Origin of the sequence: Candidatus Thiodiazotropha endolucinida (assembly GCF_001715975.1) — a bacterium.
GTDB classification, from domain to species: domain Bacteria; phylum Pseudomonadota; class Gammaproteobacteria; order Chromatiales; family Chromatiaceae; genus Thiodiazotropha; species Thiodiazotropha endolucinida.
The window spans coordinates 101,267-122,173 of sequence record NZ_MARB01000002.1; the positions used below are offsets into that span (position 1 = coordinate 101,267).

General features: G+C 55.6%; 21 protein-coding genes. 17 read left to right on the forward strand and 4 right to left on the reverse strand.

Features of this window, described 5'->3' with window-relative positions:
• Positions 1-2 precede the first annotated feature (2 nt).
• Genes CODIS_RS01810 through CODIS_RS01820 form a run of 3 tightly spaced genes read right to left on the reverse strand, consistent with a single transcriptional unit; the run spans position 3 to position 3,859 of the window.
• Positions 3-1,985 (reverse strand): transglutaminase TgpA family protein, encoded by a 1,983-nt coding sequence (locus CODIS_RS01810; RefSeq protein ID WP_069121022.1) that lies wholly within the window; start codon positions 1,983-1,985, stop codon positions 3-5.
• The gene (locus CODIS_RS01815; protein WP_069121023.1) at positions 1,969-2,940 is read right to left on the reverse strand and encodes a DUF58 domain-containing protein; all 972 of its coding nucleotides are present in this window, start codon (positions 2,938-2,940) and stop codon (positions 1,969-1,971) included. Before CODIS_RS01815 ends, CODIS_RS01810 begins: the two co-directional genes overlap by 17 nt.
• Position 2,941: 1 nt before the next feature.
• The gene (locus tag CODIS_RS01820) at positions 2,942-3,859 is read right to left on the reverse strand and encodes an AAA family ATPase (protein WP_069121024.1); all 918 of its coding nucleotides are present in this window, start codon (positions 3,857-3,859) and stop codon (positions 2,942-2,944) included.
• A gap of 86 nt (positions 3,860-3,945) precedes the next feature.
• Here CODIS_RS01820 and mnmG point away from each other — a divergent pair, with 86 nt between their 5' ends.
• The 4 genes from mnmG (at position 3,946) to CODIS_RS01840 (ending at position 8,243) form a co-directional block, all read left to right on the forward strand.
• Positions 3,946-5,820 carry a tRNA uridine-5-carboxymethylaminomethyl(34) synthesis enzyme MnmG gene (gene mnmG, locus CODIS_RS01825; protein ID WP_069121025.1) on the forward strand — a complete coding sequence of 625 codons (1,875 nt, stop codon included), beginning with the start codon at positions 3,946-3,948 and terminating at the stop codon, positions 5,818-5,820.
• On the forward strand, positions 5,820-6,482 hold the full coding sequence (gene rsmG, locus CODIS_RS01830; protein ID WP_069121026.1) for a 16S rRNA (guanine(527)-N(7))-methyltransferase RsmG: 663 nt from the start codon (positions 5,820-5,822) through the stop codon (positions 6,480-6,482). The genes mnmG and rsmG overlap by 1 nt, the downstream gene beginning before the upstream one ends.
• Positions 6,483-6,556: 74 nt before the next feature.
• A complete protein-coding gene (locus CODIS_RS01835) occupies positions 6,557-7,348 on the forward strand; it encodes a ParA family protein (RefSeq protein ID WP_069121027.1) in 792 nt (263 codons plus the stop codon).
• A gap of 13 nt (positions 7,349-7,361) precedes the next feature.
• A complete protein-coding gene (locus CODIS_RS01840; protein ID WP_069121028.1) occupies positions 7,362-8,243 on the forward strand; it encodes a ParB/RepB/Spo0J family partition protein in 882 nt (293 codons plus the stop codon).
• A gap of 213 nt (positions 8,244-8,456) precedes the next feature.
• Here CODIS_RS01840 and CODIS_RS01845 read toward each other — a convergent pair whose 3' ends face one another.
• The gene (locus tag CODIS_RS01845; protein ID WP_069121029.1) at positions 8,457-9,260 is read right to left on the reverse strand and encodes a peptidoglycan-binding domain-containing protein; all 804 of its coding nucleotides are present in this window, start codon (positions 9,258-9,260) and stop codon (positions 8,457-8,459) included.
• Positions 9,261-9,459: 199 nt separating this feature from the next.
• Between CODIS_RS01845 and CODIS_RS01850 the strand changes: the two genes are divergently transcribed.
• The 13 genes from CODIS_RS01850 (at position 9,460) to glmS (ending at position 20,814) form a co-directional block, all read left to right on the forward strand.
• On the forward strand, positions 9,460-9,762 hold the full coding sequence (locus CODIS_RS01850; protein ID WP_154722972.1) for a hypothetical protein: 303 nt from the start codon (positions 9,460-9,462) through the stop codon (positions 9,760-9,762).
• Between the two features lie 212 nt (positions 9,763-9,974).
• Positions 9,975-10,355, forward strand: a complete 381-nt coding sequence (locus tag CODIS_RS01855) for an ATP synthase subunit I (protein ID WP_069121030.1) — start codon at positions 9,975-9,977, stop codon at positions 10,353-10,355.
• A 10-nt stretch (positions 10,356-10,365) separates the two neighbouring features.
• Complete coding sequence (gene atpB, locus CODIS_RS01860; RefSeq protein WP_069121031.1) at positions 10,366-11,226, forward strand: F0F1 ATP synthase subunit A; 861 nt, start codon at positions 10,366-10,368, stop codon at positions 11,224-11,226.
• 42 nt (positions 11,227-11,268) lie between these two features.
• Positions 11,269-11,499, forward strand: a complete 231-nt coding sequence (gene atpE / locus CODIS_RS01865) for a F0F1 ATP synthase subunit C (RefSeq protein WP_068994713.1) — start codon at positions 11,269-11,271, stop codon at positions 11,497-11,499.
• Positions 11,500-11,554: 55 nt separating this feature from the next.
• Positions 11,555-12,025 (forward strand): F0F1 ATP synthase subunit B, encoded by a 471-nt coding sequence (locus CODIS_RS01870; RefSeq protein WP_069121032.1) that lies wholly within the window; start codon positions 11,555-11,557, stop codon positions 12,023-12,025.
• 54 nt (positions 12,026-12,079) lie between these two features.
• Complete coding sequence (locus CODIS_RS01875; RefSeq protein ID WP_235615105.1) at positions 12,080-12,574, forward strand: F0F1 ATP synthase subunit delta; 495 nt, start codon at positions 12,080-12,082, stop codon at positions 12,572-12,574.
• Positions 12,575-12,587: 13 nt separating this feature from the next.
• Positions 12,588-14,129 (forward strand): F0F1 ATP synthase subunit alpha, encoded by a 1,542-nt coding sequence (atpA, locus tag CODIS_RS01880; RefSeq protein WP_069121034.1) that lies wholly within the window; start codon positions 12,588-12,590, stop codon positions 14,127-14,129.
• Between the two features lie 34 nt (positions 14,130-14,163).
• Positions 14,164-15,024, forward strand: a complete 861-nt coding sequence (gene atpG / locus CODIS_RS01885) for a F0F1 ATP synthase subunit gamma (protein ID WP_069121035.1) — start codon at positions 14,164-14,166, stop codon at positions 15,022-15,024.
• A 69-nt stretch (positions 15,025-15,093) separates the two neighbouring features.
• Complete coding sequence (gene atpD / locus CODIS_RS01890) at positions 15,094-16,470, forward strand: F0F1 ATP synthase subunit beta (protein ID WP_069121036.1); 1,377 nt, start codon at positions 15,094-15,096, stop codon at positions 16,468-16,470.
• Positions 16,471-16,489: 19 nt separating this feature from the next.
• Positions 16,490-16,918: a F0F1 ATP synthase subunit epsilon gene (locus tag CODIS_RS01895; protein WP_069121037.1), complete on the forward strand. Its 429-nt coding sequence runs from the start codon at positions 16,490-16,492 to the stop codon at positions 16,916-16,918.
• A gap of 53 nt (positions 16,919-16,971) precedes the next feature.
• Entirely contained in the window at positions 16,972-17,460 is a 489-nt protein-coding gene (locus CODIS_RS01900) for an FKBP-type peptidyl-prolyl cis-trans isomerase (RefSeq protein WP_069121038.1), read from the forward strand.
• A gap of 136 nt (positions 17,461-17,596) precedes the next feature.
• Entirely contained in the window at positions 17,597-18,967 is a 1,371-nt protein-coding gene (glmU, locus tag CODIS_RS01905) for a bifunctional UDP-N-acetylglucosamine diphosphorylase/glucosamine-1-phosphate N-acetyltransferase GlmU (RefSeq protein ID WP_069121039.1), read from the forward strand.
• 20 nt (positions 18,968-18,987) lie between these two features.
• A complete protein-coding gene (gene glmS, locus CODIS_RS01910) occupies positions 18,988-20,814 on the forward strand; it encodes a glutamine--fructose-6-phosphate transaminase (isomerizing) (protein ID WP_069121040.1) in 1,827 nt (608 codons plus the stop codon).
• The last annotated feature ends 93 nt before the right edge of the window (positions 20,815-20,907 follow it).

Below are 20,907 nucleotides of genomic sequence, written 5' to 3' on the forward strand. Positions count from 1 at the left end.
TGTCATCTTCGTCGCGGACGAAACTGACGAACCTGTCGCGCAAATGTACGCTGTTGTTCATAATCCCTCGTTTGTGAGGCATAGCGCAGCCTGATGTAGAGATCGATGATCGCCATGATCTGGTCCGCCAGATCCGGACGATTGCGAGCAGCCCGCTTAGCATAATCCATGGGACCCTCATAGGCTCTGCGGGTGATGCCAAGCTTTGACAGCTTATTACAAAAGCGTTGATAGAGTTGTTGTGTTGGGGTGAGCCGTAACCTGCCCTGTCGTACGATGTTGAAGACGACAACCAACAAAACAATCGCCACCAATCCCACAGTAATCAGGCTCCATTGAATTGTCGTATAGGTGTTGAAACCGAAATTGCGCATCAGGGTAAACTGGTGCTCCCGGCTGTATCCGATAATCCATCGACGCCATCGGATATTGGCACTATCGAGTGCATGAGTGAAATGACGGATCATCGATGCGGCCAATCCACTCCCATCCAGCTCGAACATGGCTGGCGCACCCTCTTCACCGAAAGCGAGTCGCAAGGGATATTCGATCCGTTCCGGGGCCACTGCAGCGGTTGGATCGATTCTTACCCAACCCCGTCCTTCCAGCCATACCTCTGACCAGGCATGGGCGTGATATTGGCGGATAATGAAGTAGTCACCCAACTCATTGTATTCACCGCCTTGATAGCCCAATACAAGACGTGATGGTATGCCCGCAATTCGCATCAGTTGGTTGAAGCTGGTGGCATAGTGTTCGCAAAAGCCTGCCCTGCCTTCAAATAGAAACTCATCAACGGGATTGCTCAGGTATGTCGGCGGAGAGAGTGTATATACAAACGGATTGGTGTTGAAAAAGCGCAAGGCCTGTTCAACCATCTCACTGTCATTGTTTGATTCTCTCTTCCATCGTGCAACCAGTTTACGTTGCTGATCCGTTACTGTCACACCAAGCTTCAATGCCCTTTGACGCAGCATGGGTGTCAGGTTTGACATGTTGTACTTGGTTAAGGAGTGAAGGCTATTGTTTTTTGGTTTAGTCACCCTTTCATTGTGAACTAATTGAAAGTCATCGGTCAGTCTGCTTCGGGCAGGTGCTTCGAGCGGAACATCAAGCGCGATCAGCCACTTTTCATCATGTGGTTCCAGGAAGATTTCATCTTTGACCGGCTGGCTTAACATGGTCAATTGCGTATTGATATTGGTTATCGGCTGTTCCTTATCTGTGTACCAGCTATACCCATCGGTATCCCACAGTACCAAACCGCGCCAATAGCGCTGCTGAGTCGGCGGTGGGGGTTGTTTGAATTCTGCCCTGAATGCCACCTCCGATGATTCGATAAGATCACTGACAGATCCCGGTGTGACTCGATCGCTGAGACCCGTCCTGGCAGATGATTCTGAACCAAAGCTCCACAGCGGTTGAGTGATGCGTGGAAATATGATGAACAGAATGATTGCAATGGGTAATGCCTGGGAGGTTATCTGTATTGTCTTTATGATTGGCGGCAGAAAATTATGCGCAGGAGTTACCCGGTTTATCTCCAGTAACAACGCAGTGAGACAGGTAACGATGATAATGAGATAGAGTGTCAGTAGTAATGATTGGCTGAACAGGAATTGTGTAATGATGACAAAGTAGGAGATAAATACTGAAATATAGATATCCCTGCGCTTTTTTATCTCCATTACCTTCAGCATTAACATTATTCCCAATAGCGCGACACCCGCGTCTCGACCCAGCAGGGTCTGGTATTGTGAATAGACGATAGAGATTGAGACGAGAGTAACCGCCAGAAGCAACCAGCGCCCGGGTTGCAGTTTGCTTGAATGGAGACCGGCGATGCGCCATATGAACAATAGAGATAAATAGAGTGAAATGTTTAGCGGGATGTTGCTGACATGCGGCAATAACGCCAAGCCCATGATCAAGGTGAGCTTCGACATGAAAGCCGGTGTTACCGTGTAGTCAACCGGCTGTTTCATTGTCAGTGCCGTAGCGGGCAAGCAGTGAGAGACAACGTTGTTGATGTAAGGGTCCCGAGCCGGTAGGAATCTTTTCACCAGGCATCTGCAGACTGTAAGATTGCTCCTGTTCCTCAGCCTGTAAAACGAATCGACAGAGCAGGCTGAGACGGTGTTCTGTTTCGAACGCTTTCAACAGTTCCCAATCGAGACTGACCTGTTCACTCCTGTCACCACCAAATTGTTTGCTCAGCAGTCCCCGCTCCCTGGCCTGAGCCTTCCAGTCGATTTGACGTGGCGAATCCCCTACCCGGTAGCTGCGCAATCCTATGAAATCGTCAGCACCGACGCCTCTGTCACCACTATCGCTGTGACTGTAGATCGCGCTAGTTGGTGGTTTACCCTGTTTGGCCGGTTTGGGATAGACAAGACAGCTTTGCTCTAGCTGAGCATAACTCCAGGCTCGAAAGAGACCGAGTGGATAGGTAGTCTGTATGATGATTTCAGGTATTGGCAGAAGACCGCGCCGTTCTGTCTTGATCGGTAAATGCAGCTCGCCATCCGAGCCGGCTTTGACATCGACACTACCGCCAAGCTGGTTTCTGGATTTGATGGCAATTCCATAACGATCGGCTCTACTGTCATTCATTACCCGGAGGGTAAAATCGGCAGTTTGGCCAGCAAAGACAGAAGCAGCCTCACCTGGCTGTATCATCAGGCCTAGTAGATTACGCCAGGTATGCAGTATGCATATCAGCCAGATACCACCGAGCAGAAAAGTCATCAAGTGACCCAGATTACTGCCATAGTTGATAGAACCGGCCAGCATCGTCATCAGTAACAGGGCCAATAGCATTCCCTGGCGGGTCGGCAGTATATAGATGCTGCGCGCTACTATGCGGACCCTGCCGCGGGACTCCGGCCGCCCGCGTCGGCGAAAGCGCTTCAGCCACTGACCCGTCGTTATCGTAGTCATCTCAAGGGATCGGTACGGAACTGATTAAGTTCATCACCAGGCTGTCGCCCTGAGGCTCACCGCTATCGCCCGCCGGTTGAAGCCGATGGCCAATGGTGGCCGGAAGAATAGCCTGCAGATCTTCGGGTAAAACCATGTTGCGGCCTTCGATCATCGCCCACGCCCGCGCGCCTTGCAAGATCGCCAAACCGGCTCGCGGGGAGAGGCCGTGGCGGTAGTCCGGCCATGTGCGGCTAAATGAAAGTATGTCCTGGCAGTAGTCGATCAAGGCGTCCGCCACATGAATCTGTGAAACCCGTTGCTGATATGCCGTCAGTCTCTGATTGTCTATCACAGCAGGCATCCTATTGAGCATTTGCCGTCGGTTTTCGCCGCCTAGCAGTTCTCGCTCCGCCTCTCTTTCGGGATAACCTATGCGGATGCGCATCAGAAAACGGTCGAGCTGGGATTCCGGCAGGGGGAAGGTACCCACTTGATGGGCCGGGTTTTGCGTGGCGATGACAAAAAACGGTTCAGGCAGGCCGTGGGTGACGCCATCAGTGGTGACCTGCCGCTCCTCCATGGCCTCCAATAAGGCACTTTGCGCCTTGGGTGTGGCGCGGTTGATCTCATCAGCCAGGACCAGCTGGGCGAATACCGGTCCGTGATGGAATTGAAAACGCTGTTCGCTTCGCTCATAAATCGACACACCGATGATATCCGAGGGCAGTAGGTCACTGGTAAACTGGATGCGTTGATAGTGCAGTCCCAGCATGTGTGCCAAGGTATGGGCCAGGGTAGTCTTGCCGACGCCGGGCAGATCCTCGATCAAAAGGTGTCCCCGCGCCAGTAGACAGGCAATGGAGAGTTTAATCACCTCCTGCTTGCCCAGTAGGATCCTCCCGGCGGCGTCGATAATCTTTTTTAGTTCAGAACTCATAGATTTCCGTGGTGTCTGTCGTATCGGCTAAACTAGCCGATTCGCGATTAAAGAATTTTTTACTCCAGCACCGAATATAGAGACCCATGTTTTATACCAACAGTTATGACGTGATTGTAGTGGGCGGCGGGCATGCCGGTACCGAGGCGGCACTGGCCGCGGCGCGAATGGGTGTCCGGACTCTGCTGCTCAGTCACAACATCGAGACCCTGGGTCAAATGAGCTGTAATCCCGCCATTGGCGGTATCGGCAAGGGCCATCTGGTCAAGGAAGTGGATGCCTTGGGTGGAATTATGGCTTATGCGGCGGATCTCGGCGGGATTCAATTTCGCATTCTCAATTCTCGCAAAGGCGCAGCGGTGCGCGCCACCCGTGCCCAGGCAGATCGGGTGCGCTACAAGGCGGCTGTTCGGTATGCCCTGGAGAATCAAGCCAACCTGGAGATCTTTCAGCAGGCGGTGGATGATCTTCTGGTTGAGCAGGAACGGGTGACCGGTGTCGTCACCCAGATGGGGTTGAAGTTTCGCGCCGATGCGGTGGTCCTGACCGTGGGTACCTTTCTCGGTGGTCGAATCCATATCGGGATGTCCAACTATGAAGGTGGTCGTGCAGGCGATCCTCCCGCCAATGCACTTTCCCAGCGACTGCGAGAACTACCCTTTCGTGTCGATCGCCTGAAGACCGGCACCCCGCCTCGAATCGATGGCCGCAGCATCGACTATTCACAGCTGCAGGATCAGCCAGGCGATACACCCACACCCGTATTTTCATTTCTGGGGTCACCCGAGAAGCACCCCCGGCAGGTCAGCTGCCATATCACCCACACCAATCGTGAAACCCATGAAATCATCCGTGGCGGTCTCTCCCGATCACCCATGTATACCGGTGTCATTGAAGGTGTCGGGCCTCGCTACTGCCCCTCTATCGAGGACAAGATCGTGCGTTTCGCGGATAAGGAATCGCACCAGATCTTCATTGAACCCGAGGGGCTGGATACCCATGAAGTCTATCCCAACGGTATCTCCACCAGTCTTCCGTTCGATATCCAGTACCGCCTGGTTCGTTCCATGAAGGGATTCGGGAAGGCGCATGTGACGCGGCCAGGTTATGCCATCGAGTATGATTTCTTCGACCCCCGCGATCTGCAGGCGACACTGCAGACAAAATGTCTGCAAGGCCTCTTCTTTGCCGGTCAGATCAATGGCACCACCGGTTATGAAGAGGCGGCGGCTCAGGGGCTGCTGGCCGGGGTTAATGCGGTGCTCTACTGCCGGGAACAACCGCCGTGGACACTACGAAGAGATGAGGCCTATCTCGGAGTGATGGTGGACGACCTGATCACTCAGGGTACCCTGGAGCCCTATCGCATGTTTACCAGCCGGGCCGAGTACCGGCTGTTGTTGCGTGAGGATAATGCCGATCTGCGCCTGACCGAAACCGGACGCCATCTCGGTCTGGTCGATGATCGTCGCTGGGAGGCATTCTGCCGTAAACGTGAAGCCATCGAACGTGAGCAACAGCGCCTGAAGGGGATCTGGCTTACCCCCGGCGATGTCGAACCGGCTCAGGCGGAAGCCATCTTGGGGGGCGTGCTTTCCAAAGAGGCCTGTGCCATCAATCTGCTCGCCAGACCGAACGTGGCCTATCAGCAACTGATGGGGTTGACCAAACTGGGCCCGGGCGAAACGGACCCACAAGTCATCGAACAGCTCGAGGTGCAGGCAAAATATGCCGGTTATATCGATCGCCAGCGGGGCGAGATAGAGAAACAGCGCACCAATGAGGCGGTTTTACTGCCCGATGGACTCGATTATGCGACGGTACGCGGACTCTCTTCGGAGGTGATGGAGAAACTGCAGCGGCATCGGCCCCAAACCCTCGGGCAGGCAGGGCGTATTCCCGGTGTCACGCCTGCCGCCATCTCCCTGTTGTTGATTCATCTGAAAAAGCGGTCAGCCTGATGGTTGATGAGACGTATGACAATGCGGCCTGCCGGCAACGGCTCGTGGCGGGTGCCATCGAGATGGGGCTGGATCTCGATGCGCGGCAACAAACCCTGATGATAGAATTTCTGGCACTGCTGGTGAAATGGAACAGCGCCTATAATCTGACGGCGGTTCGTGAGCCCCTTGAGATGGTCGGACGACACTTGCTGGACAGTTTGGCGCTCTTGCCACACCTGAAACCTGGGCCCTGCCTCGACATGGGTACCGGTGCCGGCGTGCCGGGGATACCCCTGGCGATTATGCGGCCCGATTCAGACTTCGTACTGCTTGACAGTAACAGCAAAAAGATCCGTTTTGTGCGACAAGCCAAGCTGGAATTGGGGTTGGTGAATGTCCAACCGGTGCATGCCAGGGTGGAGCAATATCAAGCCGACAGACCCTTTAAGACCCTGATTGCCAGGGCCTTTACCGCCTTGCCGAATATGTTCGCACTGAGTGCCGGCCTGCACCAGCCGGGGGTAGAAATCCTGGCCATGAAAGGGAGCATTCCAGAGCAAGAGATCGTGCAACTGCCGGCCCATGTGACGACTGATGTCATCCCGCTGAGAGTTCCCTTCGAGGCGGGTGAACGCTGCCTGGTGCGGATCGGCCAGGTCGCCGGATTTCATGCAAAGTGACAGAAAGGGTACCACCTTCAACGGCACTACCGTTATGATAGGCAGTTCCTGTTATCGCGGAACCGAAATACGCCATGGGTTACATCATCTCAATCGCCAATCAAAAGGGCGGCGTCGGTAAGACCACGACCACCGTCAATCTGGCGGCCTCCCTCGCTGCCATGAAGAAACGGGTGTTGCTGGTGGACATGGATCCACAGGGCAATGCCAGTATGGGCAGTGGTATCGACAAACATAGCCTGGAGAACTCCTGTTGTGAACTGCTGCTGGGGGATTCGACCCTGCGTGAAGCGGTGCAGCGGGCGCCCGAGGCAAGCTTCGATGTGCTACCCTCAAATGCGGATCTTACGGCGGCGGAAGTCGGCTTGATGAACAGTTCGATGCGGGAAAAGCGGCTTAACCTTGCGTTGGCACCCGCGAAGGCCAGCTATGATTATATCCTGATCGACTGCCCGCCATCCCTAAATATGCTGACCCTCAACGCCCTGGTGGCGGCGGATGGCGTACTGATTCCGATTCAGACCGAATACTATGCCCTGGAAGGCCTGACAGCGTTGATGAATACGGTGGAACAGATACAGACCCATCTCAATCAGGATCTGCAGATAGAGGGTTTTCTGCGCACCATGCATGATCCACGAAACAATCTGGCGATCGATGTCTCCGGACAGTTGCTTTCCCATTTCAAGGATGCCGTGTTCAACACAATCATCCCGCGCAACGTGCGTGTTGCCGAGGCGCCTAGCCATGGCATACCGGTGTTGCTGTATGACAAGAGCTCACGCGGTGCCACTGCATATCTGGCCCTGGCCAGTGAATTGCTGAGACGGCATCGCATGCGCGATGTGCAAACCCAAACCGCCTGACGGATAGAGAGATATGGCGACAAAGAAAAGAGGATTGGGTCGCGGTCTCGATGCCCTGCTGGGGGGTGTGCAGGCCGAGGCCGAGAGCAAACAGACGACATCAGCCAAACACGATAATCTGCATCGACTCCCGGTGGATCTGATCCAGCGCGGTCGCTATCAGCCGAGACGGGAGTTCGATGCCGACAGCCTGCGCGAACTGGCCGACTCCATCGCCGCCCAGGGGGTGATCCAGCCGGTTGTGGTACGTCCGGTGGAGAATGAGCGCTACGAACTGATTGCCGGTGAGCGGCGCTGGCGCGCAGCCCAGCAGGCGGGCCTGGATGAGATCCCGGTGGTGATCAAGGAGGTCACCGAAGAGGCCGCCATGGCGATGGGTTTAATCGAAAATATCCAACGGGAGGATCTCAATCCCCTGGAAGAGGCGAATGCCTTGAGCCGCCTGCTGCTGGAGTTCGGGCTGACCCATCAGGAGGTGGCGAAGGCCGTCGGTAAGTCACGTACAACCGTGACCAACCTGTTGCGCCTGTTGGAGCTCAACGAAGAGGTCAAGGCACTGGTTGAGAGCGGGCGCCTGGAGATGGGCCACGCCCGATGCCTGCTTGGACTGAAAGGAGAGGAGCAGACCCGGGCGGCAAACCAGGTGGTGGCCAAGGGACTCTCAGTGCGTGAAACGGAGCGCCTGGTGCGCCGCTTACAGAATCAGGAGGAGAAGCCGAAACCCGCCCGCGCCACTCAGGCGATGGATCCCGATATTCGCCGCCTGGTCACTGACCTGTCGGAGAAGCTGGGGGCCAAAGTCGATCTGCAACAGGGGAGCAAGGGTAAAGGCAAGCTGGTCATCGGCTATAACAGTCTCGATGAACTCGAAGGGATCCTCGATCATATAAAGTGAAGCAACGAAATTACCCACAATACACAGCCACTGAATCGGTTACTTGATGATTGTGAGTTGTATCGGAAAGCCGCAAATAGACGCGAATGATTAATTTAGTCCGCAAATGAACGCGAATAAGCACAAATATATTTATTTTCTGGACAACACCCACCGTGTAGACGAGGTAGGGTGACCCCGAACACCGGCAGGCGCAACAATCTGGCAGCAGCCCTACTTCAGGGAGTAGTAGTTGAAATTATCCTTGCCGACTTGATGAAAACCAGTGCGGCGCTGGATCTTTCCCGCCAGCAGATTGCCGTCAATGGTATTGAGGCGGGGCTTGAACGGATTGCCTGAATCGACCTTTTCTATGAGAAAATGGTGCTGGCGTGTGGCAACGGCGCCGATGTCCGCCAGTTTAATGTTTTGTACAAACTGGGGACTCCATGAATTCAGTCCTATATTTCCTCTGGGCGCGCCGACAGCGATATCCCACCTGATGGTCTTTAGCCCGGCCTTTCGATAGCAATAGACACAGAAAATACCGCACCAGCTTTTTTTCTTTCCACCGACGAATGGTTGTGGACTCCAGACCTTGCTATGGGGATCCTTGAAGTTGGCATCCTGCAGGGTGACGTTCGCGGCCTCTTTGAAGATGGTCTTAACAATATCGATACCTTTCGGCCTACCGCCTATGAGCTGAGAGAAATCCACCTTGCCGACAAGTTTACCCGCTTCCGATAAAACCCTTTTTCGTATTTCCGCATGCTTGCCCTTATCAATGGGTGGTATACCCAACAGGTTCTTCATTAACGCGATCAGCTGTGCCCACGTGTTCGGCCCGACGATACCGTCGGCAACGAGTTGATTGTCGCGTTGAAACTGCTGGGTTCTGGCAGCTGACTTGGCACCGAAGATACCGTCGGTGACCAGTTCGGGTTTAACGGATACAGCCTTGTTGAGATATTGTTGAACCTGAATGACGTCATCGCCTCTCGAACCGTATTTAATTACTCGTATTAAGGTTGTTTCCATGGTCTTCCCCAATTCGTTCTACTTTTATATGACATAAAGTATAGGGGTGATATTCGTACATAATTGTTACTTAATTACGTTGACTTTAGGTGTATTTAGCGTATTTCAATGCTGGAGTAGGGAGGATGAATTGATCGGGGGATCCAGGCTGGTTTTACTGTCGCTTGTGTTGATTTTTACGACAGATGTAGGGTTGGCAATGGATATCGACAACAATCCTCCGGGACCTGTAGGTGGCCCCGGTACCAACTGGGAGAACCCCCCAAGGCCTGAGGGTGGGCCGGGAGCCTCACCCGATCGGCGATATCGCTATCGCATCAATCCACCCGGGCCGGTGGGAGGAGCGGGCTCCGGGTTGTATTACAAACGGCCATATCCCCACTACCGCTATGACAGGGATAATAATCCTCCGGGACCGAAGGGCGGACCCGGTACCAATTGGGAAAACCTCCCTGGTCCACGGGGCGGTCCCGGCACCTCCCCCAACCGCAGATATCGCTGAAACGGTCAAGGAACGACCCTTCGCAGAGAAGAGGCAAGTGGCTTGAAAATATCCGATTGACCCATATTCCGGGTTGTTGCGGATGGCGATTGCCGAAAATTGACAACTTATGAAAAAATTTATGCATCTATCCTTTGACCTTATATCAAAGACCCCTTATACTCCTCCCTCCTTGCTGGTTAGGCTCATATAAAGGGTACCGGGAAACCGGCATGCAGCTTACCGGAAACAACCAGATCCGTACCATTGTAGCGCTCCAATTCGGAGCGGCGGTGTTGATCGGGTTAATGCTTCTGGCATTCGGTAAGACCTTTGCACTGTCAGGGTTTATCGGTGGTCTGATTGCTGCAGTGGCAAACGGCTATTTTGCCCACAGATCCTTTACGCACTACCGCGCACAGGATCCGCAAAAAATAGCCGGTCGCATGTTTGGCGCCGAAATCCAGAAGTTGATCATCACGGGACTGATGTTCGGATTGACAATTGTCACCATCACTCCGCTGAGTATTGGTGCATTATTGGGCAGTTATCTGTTCGTACAGGTAGCGGTTCCGCTGATTGTATTGGTTATTGAAGATAGACAGCATTCATAGGTTTTTAAGTATGGCTGGCGACACGCTCACCTCCAGTGGATATATCAAACACCATTTGACCAATCTGACATTCGGCAAACACCCGGATGGGAGTTGGGGTATAGCGCAATCTGCCGCTGAAGCCAAGGAGATGGGCTTCTGGGCGATCCACGTGGATACCATGTTCTGGTCCATCGGCCTCGGAATCCTGTTTCTCTATTTCTTCAGCAAGACCGCCAAGCAGGCCACCGCCGGGGTTCCCAACGGTCTGCAGAATTTCGTCGAATGGCTGGTCGATTTCATCGATGAGAGCGTGCGTGGCTCCTTTTCCGCCCGCAACGCCCTGGTGGCGCCCCTGGCGCTGACCATCTTTGTCTGGATATTCCTGCAGAACCTGATGGATCTGGTGCCGGTGGACGTGATCCCGGAACTCGCCAAGCTGCTGGGTATCCACTACATGAAGGTTGTGCCTTCGACCGATCCCAATGCCACCTTCGGTATGGCCATTGGGGTTTTCATTCTGGTTCTCTTCTACAGCATCAAGATCAAGGGCATCGGCGGCTTCGCCGGTGAGCTGACCCTGCAGCCCTTCTCATCCAACAATGTCCTGGTCAACATACTTTTCATTCCGGTCAACTTCATTCTTGAGTTTGTCAGTCTGATCGCGAAACCTATCTCACTCGCCCTGCGTCTGTTCGGTAACATGTACGCGGGTGAAATGATCTTTATTCTGATCGCCATCATGTACAATGCCGGGCTGATTCTTGGCTTGTTCGGTGGCGTGCTCCAGCTCGGCTGGGCGATTTTCCATATCCTGATCATCACATTGCAGGCGTTCATCTTCATGACCCTGACCATCGTCTATCTGGATATGGCGCATCACGAACACTGATTTAACCTTAAACTATCTAGTTCATTAAACGGGAGACCAATAATGGAACAAGCACTGCTGTACATTGCCGGCGCGATCATGATGGGCCTGGGTGCCCTGGGTGCCGCGGTAGGCATCGGCGTACTGGGTGGCCGCTTTCTTGAAGGCGCCGCACGTCAGCCTGAACTCATTCCTATGCTGCGTACCCAGTTCTTCATCGTCATGGGCCTGGTCGACGCCGTGCCCATGATCGCCGTGGGTCTGGCCATGTACGTACTGTTCGCTGTCGCCTGATCCGGGCCATTGAGCGAACTCTCTATCATCTCGTCCAACGAGAGGTAATTCCGGGATGAACATCAATCTGACGCTTATAGGTCAGCTGCTCGCTTTTGCGGTGTTCGTGTGGTTCACGATGAAGTATATCTGGACCCCGATCATGGGTGCGCTGGAGACCCGCAAAAAAGAGATAGCCGATGGCCTGGTCGCCGCCGAGCGCGGGCAGCACGAACAGGAGCTTGCGAAAGAGCGGGCCAAGGATGTTCTGCACGAAGCCAAATCGCAGGCAGCTGAGATCGTGGCTCAGGCGCAGAAACGGGCAGCTGAAATTGTCGATGAGTCAAAGGACACCGCACGCACAGAAGGCGAGCGTATCCTGACCGCTGCGCAGGCAGAGATCGAGCAGGAGTCGAACCGCGCTCGTGAGCACCTGCGTGAAAAGATCGGCGAACTGGCCGTGGCCGGTGCTGAGAAGATCCTTAGAAAGGAGATCAACGCAACGGCGCACAAAGATATCGTCAACGAGCTGGCACAAGAGATTTAAGGCGGAATCATGGCAGGTGAAGCAACCACTATTGCCCGTCCCTACGCCGAAGCGGTGTTTGCGCGCGCAGAAGAGAGCGGTAAGCTCGACGTCTGGTCCGACATGCTGAGCTTTCTCACCACGGTGGTGGAGAGCCAGGAGATGGCCCCGATCGTCGGTAATCCGCTGATCGAGCAGGACGCCCTGGTGTCACTGCTGCTGGAGATCGCGGGCGATAATGTCGACGAAGAGGGCGGCAATCTGATCAAGGTGTTGGTCGAGAACGGCCGACTCAATGTGCTGCCGGAGATCGACGCGCTCTTTGAAGAGCTGAAAGCGGACAAAGAGCGTGTCAGCAAGGTACATGTCACCTCTGCCTTCGCCCTCGATGCGGCGCAGGAAAAACTCATTGCCGAAGCCTTAAAGGCCAAGTTGGGACGCAACGTCACCATCACCAGTGAAAAAGACCCCGAGCTGATCGGCGGTATTCACATCCGTGCGGGCGACATGGTTATCGACGGCTCAGTCCGTGGACAACTGCAGCAACTGGCGAACGAATTGGGAATCTAAGCGAGAAGCCATCATGCAACTCAATCCATCCGAGATCAGTGACCTGATCAAAAGCAAGATCGAAAAATTCGATCTCAAGACCGAGGCCCGAAACGAGGGTACGATCATCAGTCTGACCGACGGCATTGCCCGAATCCACGGTCTCGAGGACGCCATGTCCTACGAGATGCTGGAGTTTCCGGGGAATACCTACGGTCTGGCACTCAACCTGGAACGCGATTCAGTCGGCGCCGTGGTTTTGGGTGACTACAAGCACCTGAGTGAAGGCGACGCCGTTCAGTGTACCGGCCGCGTACTCGAGGTGCCCGTGGGCGAGGCCCTGCTGGGCCGTGTGGTCGACTCGCTGGGCAACCCCCTGGACGGCAAGGGCGACATCGCTGCCGATGAGACCTCTCCCATCGAGAAAGTCGCGCCGGGCGTTATCGAGCGTAAGTCGGTTGACCAACCGGTGCAGACCGGCCTCAAAGCGATCGACGCCATGGTGCCGATCGGCCGTGGCCAGCGTGAGCTGATCATCGGTGACCGTCAGACCGGTAAGTCGGCTGTGGCGGTCGACACCATCATCAATCAGAAAGGCACCGGCATCAAATGTATCTACGTCGCCGTCGGCCAGAAGAATTCCACCATCGCCCAGGTGGTGCGCAAGCTCGAAGAGCACGGCGCCATGGAGCACACCATCATCGTGGCGGCGCCCGCGGCGGATTCCGCGGCCATGCAGTTCCTCGCCCCCTACTCCGGCTGTACCATGGGCGAGTACTTCCGCGACAAGGGTGAAGATGCGCTGATCATCTACGACGATCTGACCAAGCAGGCCTGGGCCTATCGTCAGGTCTCTCTGTTGTTGCGTCGTCCGCCAGGCCGTGAAGCCTATCCCGGTGACGTCTTCTACCTCCACTCCCGTCTGCTGGAGCGCGCCGCGCGCGTCAACGCCGACTATGTGGAGAAGATGACTGATGGCAAGGTAAAAGGCCAGACCGGTTCACTGACCGCCCTACCGATCATCGAGACCCAGGCGGGTGACGTGTCGGCCTTCGTACCGACCAACGTGATCTCGATCACCGACGGTCAGATCTTCCTCGAGGCGGATCTGTTCAACGCCGGTATCCGCCCGGCCATCAACGCCGGCCTGTCGGTTTCCCGTGTGGGTGGTGCCGCGCAGACCAAGATCATCAAGAAGCTGGGCGGCGGTGTGCGTCTGGCCCTGGCCCAGTATCGTGAGTTGGCGGCCTTCTCCCAGTTCGCTTCCGATCTGGACGAGGCGACCCGCAAACAGCTGGAGCGCGGTGAACGCGTCACCGAACTGATGAAGCAGGCCCAGTATTCACCGCTCTCCATCGCCGGCATGGCCGTCTCGCTGTTTGCCGCCAATGAGGGTTATCTTGACGATGTGGATGCCAGCAAAGTGGTTGACTTCGAGGCCTCGTTGAACGGCTACATGAAGAGCAGTCAGAAGGAGCTGATGGACAGGATGAACGAGACCGGTGACTACAACACCGAGATCGAGCAGGCGCTGCACGATGCGTTGAAGGACTTCAAGGCCAACCATACCTGGTAAGCCGAGTACGTAACACGAGATAAGGTTCAGAGTTATGGCAGGCGCAAAAGAGATACGCACACAGATTGCCAGTATCAAGAATACGAGCAAGATCACCAAGGCGATGGAGATGGTGGCGGCCTCGAAGATGCGTAAGGCGCAGAACCGGATGGCGGCCACGCGGCCCTATGCGGAGAAGATGCGCAACGTCATCGGGCATCTGTTTCACGCGCATCCCGAGTATAAGCACACCTTCATGATCGAGCGTGAAGTGAAACGGGTTGGGTATATCATCGTCTCCTCCGATCGAGGGCTTTGCGGTGGTTTGAACAATAATCTGTTTCGCAAGCTGGTTAAGGATATGCGGGTCCATAGGGACAGCGGTACAGAGGTCGATTTCTGTACTATCGGCAACAAGGCGCTGGGATTTTTCGGCCGTTTCGGCGGTAATGTGGTCAGTCAGGCGACCCACCTGGGGGACACACCCCACATCGAGGACCTGATCGGTACGGTGAAGGTGATGCTGGATGCCTATGCCGAGGGCAAGATCGATCGTATCTATATCGCCTACAACCACTTCGTCAACACCATGACCCAGAGTCCGACTGTCGAACAGCTGGTGCCGATTGCCTCCACCATGGAGGAAGAGTTGAGGCACCACTGGGACTACATCTACGAACCGGATTCGAAAGATGTGCTCGACAACCTGCTGAGCCGTTATGTGGAATCCCTGGTTTACCAGTCCGTGGTGGAAAACGGCGCCAGTGAGCAGTCTGCACGAATGGTGGCGATGAAGGCGGCCTCGGACAATGCGGGTGATCTGATCGATGAGCTGCAGCTGATCTACAACAAGGCGCGCCAGGCCGCGATTACCCAGGAGATCTCGGAGATCGTCGGCGGTGCGGCGGCTGTCTGATGACAGCCTGGAAAAAGAATTAGTTTTTATTATTTTGAGAGTCGCCTGGAGCGGCAAGAGGAACCAGAAATGAGTTCGGGCAAAGTGGTTGAAATCATCGGCGCTGTGGTGGACGTACAGTTCGCACGCGGTGAGATGCCGAAGGTCTACGAGGCACTCAAGATTGAAGAGGCGGGCCTCACACTGGAAGTCCAGCAACAGCTGGGCGACGGGGTGGTGAGAACCATCGCCATGGGATCGACCGATGGACTGAAGCGCGGTGTCACCGTGGAGTCCACCGGCGACCCGATCAGTATCCCGGTCGGTCAGGGTACTCTGGGCCGTATCATGGATGTACTCGGCAATCCGGTGGACGAGGCCGGCGAGGTCAAGGCCGACAAGCTGATGCCGATCCACCGTCTGCCGCCAAAGCTGGAAGATCAGGCGGCCACCACCGAGATCCTCGAAACCGGCATCAAGGTAATCGACCTGATCATGCCCATCGTCAAGGGCGGTAAGATCGGTCTGTTCGGCGGCGCCGGCGTGGGCAAGACCGTTACCCTGATGGAGTTGATTCGTAACATCGCGGTGGAACACTCCGGTTTCTCCGTATTCGCCGGTGTGGGTGAGCGTACCCGTGAGGGCAACGACTTCTACCACGAGATGCAGGAAGGCGGGGTACTCGACAAGGTGGCCCTGGTCTACGGTCAGATGAACGAGCCCCCGGGCAACCGTCTGCGTGTGGCCCTGACCGGACTGACCATCGCCGAGAATTTCCGTGACGAAGGCCGTGACGTCCTGATGTTCGTGGACAATATCTATCGTTACACCCTGGCCGGTACCGAGGTATCCGCGCTGCTGGGCCGTATGCCCTCCGCGGTGGGTTATCAGCCGACCCTGGCCGAGGAGATGGGTGCGTTGCAGGAGCGTATCACCTCCACCAAGACCGGCTCCATCACCTCCTTCCAGGCAGTCTACGTACCGGCGGACGATCTGACCGATCCCTCGCCCGCGACCACCTTCGCGCATCTGGATGCGACCCTGGTGCTCTCCCGTCAGATCGCCGAGCTGGGTATCTATCCGGCGGTGGATCCGCTCGATTCCACCTCCCGTATTCTCGATCCCAATGTGGTGGGCCAGGAGCACTACAGCGTGGCTCGTGCCGTGCAGGGTACCCTGCAGCGCTACAAGGAGCTGAAAGACATCATCGCCATCCTGGGTATGGATGAGCTCTCGGAAGAAGACAAACTGGTGGTGCAGCGCGCACGTAAGATACAGCGCTTCCTCTCTCAGCCCTTTTTCGTGGCCGAGGTCTTCACCGGCACCCCCGGCAAGTATGTCTCGTTGAAAGACACTATCGCCAGCTTCAAGGCAATCGTCGAAGGTGAATACGATCATCTGCCGGAGCAGGCTTTCTATATGGTCGGCGGTATCGACGAAGCCGTCGAACGCGGTGGCAAGGCCTGATCGGCTGGGAGTAGAATAGATGGCCATGACAATCCATGTGGACATCGTCAGCGCCGAGGGCGAGATCTTCAGCGGTCTCGCTGAGATGGTATACGCCCCTGCGATAATGGGTGAGGTGGGAATCGCTCCCCGCCACACGCCGCTGGTGACTCAACTGAAACCAGGTGAGATCCGGGTCGACACCGGGAATAATCAGGAGATGCAGCACTTTTATGTCTCCGGCGGGATTCTCGAGGTTCAGCCCCATGTGGTTACCGTACTCGCCGATACGGCGATTCGCGCCACAGACCTGGACGAGGCGGCCGCCCAGGAGGCCAAGCGCCGTGCTGAAGATGCCATGGCGAACCGAACCTCCGAGTTCGAATACGCCAAGGCACAGGCTGAACTGGTGGAGGCAGCGGCACAGTTGCGAGCCATCGAACGTATCCGCAAGGGTAAGGGCGCCTGATAATCCCATCCTAATAACAGGGCCTGACTTATCAGGCCCCACGCCACGCCGCTATGTCAAAAGATATTATCCAGAACGGAAAATTCGTCTCCCTTACTTACTCTATTGCCGACCCGGATGGCAATACCCTGGAACAGAGCGATCTTCCGGTCAGCTATATCCATGGCGGTGAAACCGAACTGATTGGCGGTATGGATCGCGCGGTGGCCGGTAAGTGCCAGGGTGATGAAGTCACTCTTACCATCCCCTCCAGTGATGCCTTCGGTGAGTATGATCCGGACCTGACCTTCACCGACGAAATCGATAATGTGCCCCCGCAATTTCGTCAGATGGGTGCAGAAGTACAGATGCAGAATGAGGCCGGCGAGGTAAAGAGTTTCTACGTCACCAAGATCGAGGATGGTAAGTTGACGGTCGACGGCAACCACCCTCTCGCAGGCAAGACACTGGTGGTTAAGGTCAAGATTCTCGAGGTTAGGGACGCGACCAAGGAAGATGCCATGTCAGTGGGTATGCCGGGCCAATCCCATACACTGAATTGACACCTCTATACATTCATCTCCCCGCAAGCGTTAAAAGCCTACTCTGATCTGGCGTGTGATTTTTTTACCTGGAAGCTGGTACTGCCGAATGGTATTAAGCTATCCTCGGGATTGGTTACAGCATTGAGGTGAATTGATGGATCTGGGGGCACTTATTTTGGCTGCGGGTGAAGGTACGCGAATGCGTTCCAGGCTTCCCAAGGTTCTGCACCAGTTGGCCGGCAAGGCGCTGCTCGGTCATGTGATCGATACGGCACGCTCGGTCAATCCTGATGAGATCACCATTGTCTATGGCCACGGGGGTGAGTTGGTGCCTACTCAGCTCTCCGCTCCTGATCTGACATGGGTGGAACAGACCGAGCGCCTCGGTACCGGCCATGCGGTGATGCAGGCCCTGCCTTCTCTGCGAAAAGTCGACCAGGTGCTGATTCTGTATGGCGATGTACCCTTGATCAGCAGTTCGACACTGACCGGTCTGCTGAGTTGCTTGAGACTGAGCAACCTGGCGCTGCTAACGGTCGATCTACCCGATCCCGCTGGATATGGACGTATCGTGCGTGACGGTATGGACCGGATTATCCGCATCGTCGAACAGAAAGACGCCAGCCAGCGTGAGCAGGAGATCACCGAGATCAATACGGGTATCCTGGCGGTAAAACGGGAGAGACTCGAGAAGTGGCTTGCTCGACTCGATAATAACAATGCGCAAAAAGAGTACTATCTGACCGATATCATCGCCATGGCGGTAGAGGACGGGGTCAATATCCAGGCGGTCCACCCGGACAGTGAAGAGGAGGTCATGGGGGTCAATGACCGCAAACAACTGGCCTATCTCGAACGTTACCACCAGCGCCAGCTGGCTGAGGGCTTGATGCACAACGGCGCTACCCTGGCGGATCCCTCGCGCATCGACATTCGCGGCCACCTGACCACCGGACAGGATGTTTTCCTCGATTGTAATGTCATCATCGAGGGTAACGTCAGCCTCGCGGACGGGGTCAGGGTCGGTCCGAATGTGGTGCTTAAAGATTGTTCAATCTGCGAAGGGACAGAGATCTTTGCCAACAGTGTATTGGAAGCCGCCGAGATCGGCAGCGAATGCCGCATTGGTCCCTTTGCCCGGATTCGGCCGGAGAGCCGTCTGGCCGATCATGTCCATATCGGTAATTTCGTCGAGTTAAAGAAGAGCCAGGTGGCAGACGGAAGTAAAATAAACCACCTCAGCTACGTCGGTGACAGCGAGGTCGGTGAACAGGTCAATATCGGCGCCGGCACCATCACCTGCAATTACGATGGCGCCAACAAACACAGAACGGTCATCGGTGATCGCGCCTTCATCGGTTCGGACACCCAGTTGATCGCGCCGGTGATAGTCGGAGAGGGTGCGACCATCGGCGCCGGTTCAACCATCAGTAAAGACGCACCATCGGAAAAGCTGACCCTGACACGGGCAAAACAGATCAGCATCGATGGCTGGCAGAGACCGGTCAAGAAGCCGAAAGCGTAACATCCAGGGGGAGTTAGAGCATGTGTGGCATTGTCGGTGGAATCGCACAACGGGATGTTGTTCCCATCCTGATGGAGGGACTTAAACGCCTGGAGTATAGGGGTTATGACTCGGCCGGGGTTGCGGTACTGGATGAGCGTCAACACATTCAGCGGATTCGTTCGGTAGGCAAGGTCGCCGCGCTCAAGGACCTGATCGATGGGGCCGCACTTTCGAGCAGTCTGGGTATTGCTCATACCCGTTGGGCTACACACGGTATGCCGGCGGAGCGCAACGCACATCCTCATATGAGCGGCGAGCGGGTGGCGATCGTACACAACGGTATCATCGAAAACTATGCCGATCTGCGTCAGGACTTGAGCGCCAAGGGGTTTACTTTCACCTCTGAGACAGATACCGAGGTCATTGCCCATCTGCTGGCGGATGTGCTGGCATCGGAACCCGATTTCATCAAAGCCATACGAAAGGCGAGCAGTAAACTGGTCGGCGCCTATGCGCTGGCTGTTGTCAGTCCGGATGATCCCGATCAGATGGTGGTCATCAGGGCCGGCAGTCCTTTGGTCATCGGGCTTGGCGTGGGAGAGAACTTTATCGCTTCGGATGTGTTTGCCCTGTTGCCGGTAACACAACGTTTTATCTTCCTGGATGAGGGCGACCTTGCTCATGTCTCGAGGGATGAGGTGAGGATCTTCGATGACCAGGGTCGGCAGGTGGAGCGTGAGGTCCGCACCTCGCGGGTTTCCGCATCGAGCGCGGAAAAGGGACCCTACCGGCACTATATGCTGAAAGAGATCTTCGAACAGCCCGCAGTGATCGCTGAGACACTGGAGGGACGGATTCATAAGGGCAAACTGCTCGAAGATTCATTCGGTTTCGAAGCGAAACAACTCTTGGACAAGACTCAAAACGTACATATCATTGCCTGTGGCACCAGTTACCACGCCGGCCTGGTTGCACGCTATTGGCTGGAAGAGGTTGGCATTCACTGCAGCGTCGAGGTGGCGAGCGAGTTTCGCTATCGACAGGTGGTGGTGCCCGAGAACACCCTGTTCGTTACGATCTCCCAGTCGGGCGAGACCGCGGATACCTTGGCCGCACTGCGTGGCGCCGAGACCCAGGGCTACCTGGGAAGCCTGACCATCTGCAACGTACCCGAGAGCTCGCTGGTGCGTGAATCCAATGTGGCCCTGATGACCCGGGCAGGCCCTGAGATCGGCGTGGCATCCACCAAGGCCTTCAGCACCCAGCTGGTGGCTCTGAGATTGTTGGTACTCGCCCTGGCCAAGCGCCGCGGCATGAGCACCGAGAGAGAGCGTGAGCTGGTAGAGGAACTGCATGCACTGCCACGCCAGGTTGAAGTGATCCTGGAGCTGAACGATGCCATCAAAGAGATGGCGAATGCCTTTGCGGAAAAGAACCACGCCCTGTTTCTCGGCAGAGGCAGCTTCTACCCGATCGCCATGGAGGGCGCGTTGAAACTGAAAGAGATCTCCTACATCCACGCCGAGGCCTACCCCGCCGGTGAACTCAAACACGGTCCCCTGGCGTTGGTCGACGCCGAGATGCCGGTGATCTGCGCGCTACCCGACGATCCTTTGTTGGAAAAGGTCATATCGAATCTGCAGGAGGTGCGTGCCCGTGGCGGTGAACTGTTCCTGTTCAGCGATCAGAAGGTGAAGATCGGCCTAGACCGCTTCCAGAACCTGACCCTCTCCGACATCTATCCTTCCACGGCGCCGATCGTCTATACCGTTCCGTTGCAGTTGCTTTCCTATCATGTTGCGATTTTGAAGGGGACCGATGTGGATCAGCCGCGGAATTTGGCGAAATCGGTGACGGTTGAGTAGGTGATGTAGATGGATGTAACTGTTGAACGGGAACAAAGTCCGTCACGGTAACCTGCGAGTAGCATGTTGCGGGTGACGGTTAGGTTATTTGCC

Excerpts from the sequence above, each read along its gene's own strand:
- CODIS_RS01810 (WP_069121022.1), bottom strand. The coding sequence starts at position 1,985 with ATGAAACAGCCGGTTGACTACACGGTAACACCGGCTTTCATGTCGAAG.
- CODIS_RS01900 (WP_069121038.1), top strand. The coding sequence starts at position 16,972 with ATGTCAAAAGATATTATCCAGAACGGAAAATTCGTCTCCCTTACTTAC.
- atpB (WP_069121031.1), top strand. The coding sequence starts at position 10,366 with ATGGCTGGCGACACGCTCACCTCCAGTGGATATATCAAACACCATTTG.
- atpD (WP_069121036.1), top strand. The coding sequence starts at position 15,094 with ATGAGTTCGGGCAAAGTGGTTGAAATCATCGGCGCTGTGGTGGACGTA.
- CODIS_RS01870 (WP_069121032.1), top strand. The coding sequence starts at position 11,555 with ATGAACATCAATCTGACGCTTATAGGTCAGCTGCTCGCTTTTGCGGTG.
- CODIS_RS01845 (WP_069121029.1), bottom strand. The coding sequence starts at position 9,260 with ATGGAAACAACCTTAATACGAGTAATTAAATACGGTTCGAGAGGCGAT.
- atpA (WP_069121034.1), top strand. The coding sequence starts at position 12,588 with ATGCAACTCAATCCATCCGAGATCAGTGACCTGATCAAAAGCAAGATC.
- CODIS_RS01895 (WP_069121037.1), top strand. The coding sequence starts at position 16,490 with ATGGCCATGACAATCCATGTGGACATCGTCAGCGCCGAGGGCGAGATC.
- CODIS_RS01835 (WP_069121027.1), top strand. The coding sequence starts at position 6,557 with ATGGGTTACATCATCTCAATCGCCAATCAAAAGGGCGGCGTCGGTAAG.
- CODIS_RS01815 (WP_069121023.1), bottom strand. The coding sequence starts at position 2,940 with ATGACTACGATAACGACGGGTCAGTGGCTGAAGCGCTTTCGCCGACGC.
- atpE (WP_068994713.1), top strand. The coding sequence starts at position 11,269 with ATGGAACAAGCACTGCTGTACATTGCCGGCGCGATCATGATGGGCCTG.
- CODIS_RS01855 (WP_069121030.1), top strand. The coding sequence starts at position 9,975 with ATGCAGCTTACCGGAAACAACCAGATCCGTACCATTGTAGCGCTCCAA.
- atpG (WP_069121035.1), top strand. The coding sequence starts at position 14,164 with ATGGCAGGCGCAAAAGAGATACGCACACAGATTGCCAGTATCAAGAAT.
- glmU (WP_069121039.1), top strand. The coding sequence starts at position 17,597 with ATGGATCTGGGGGCACTTATTTTGGCTGCGGGTGAAGGTACGCGAATG.
- rsmG (WP_069121026.1), top strand. The coding sequence starts at position 5,820 with ATGGTTGATGAGACGTATGACAATGCGGCCTGCCGGCAACGGCTCGTG.
- CODIS_RS01840 (WP_069121028.1), top strand. The coding sequence starts at position 7,362 with ATGGCGACAAAGAAAAGAGGATTGGGTCGCGGTCTCGATGCCCTGCTG.
- mnmG (WP_069121025.1), top strand. The coding sequence starts at position 3,946 with ATGTTTTATACCAACAGTTATGACGTGATTGTAGTGGGCGGCGGGCAT.
- CODIS_RS01850 (WP_154722972.1), top strand. The coding sequence starts at position 9,460 with ATGGATATCGACAACAATCCTCCGGGACCTGTAGGTGGCCCCGGTACC.
- CODIS_RS01820 (WP_069121024.1), bottom strand. The coding sequence starts at position 3,859 with ATGAGTTCTGAACTAAAAAAGATTATCGACGCCGCCGGGAGGATCCTA.
- glmS (WP_069121040.1), top strand. The coding sequence starts at position 18,988 with ATGTGTGGCATTGTCGGTGGAATCGCACAACGGGATGTTGTTCCCATC.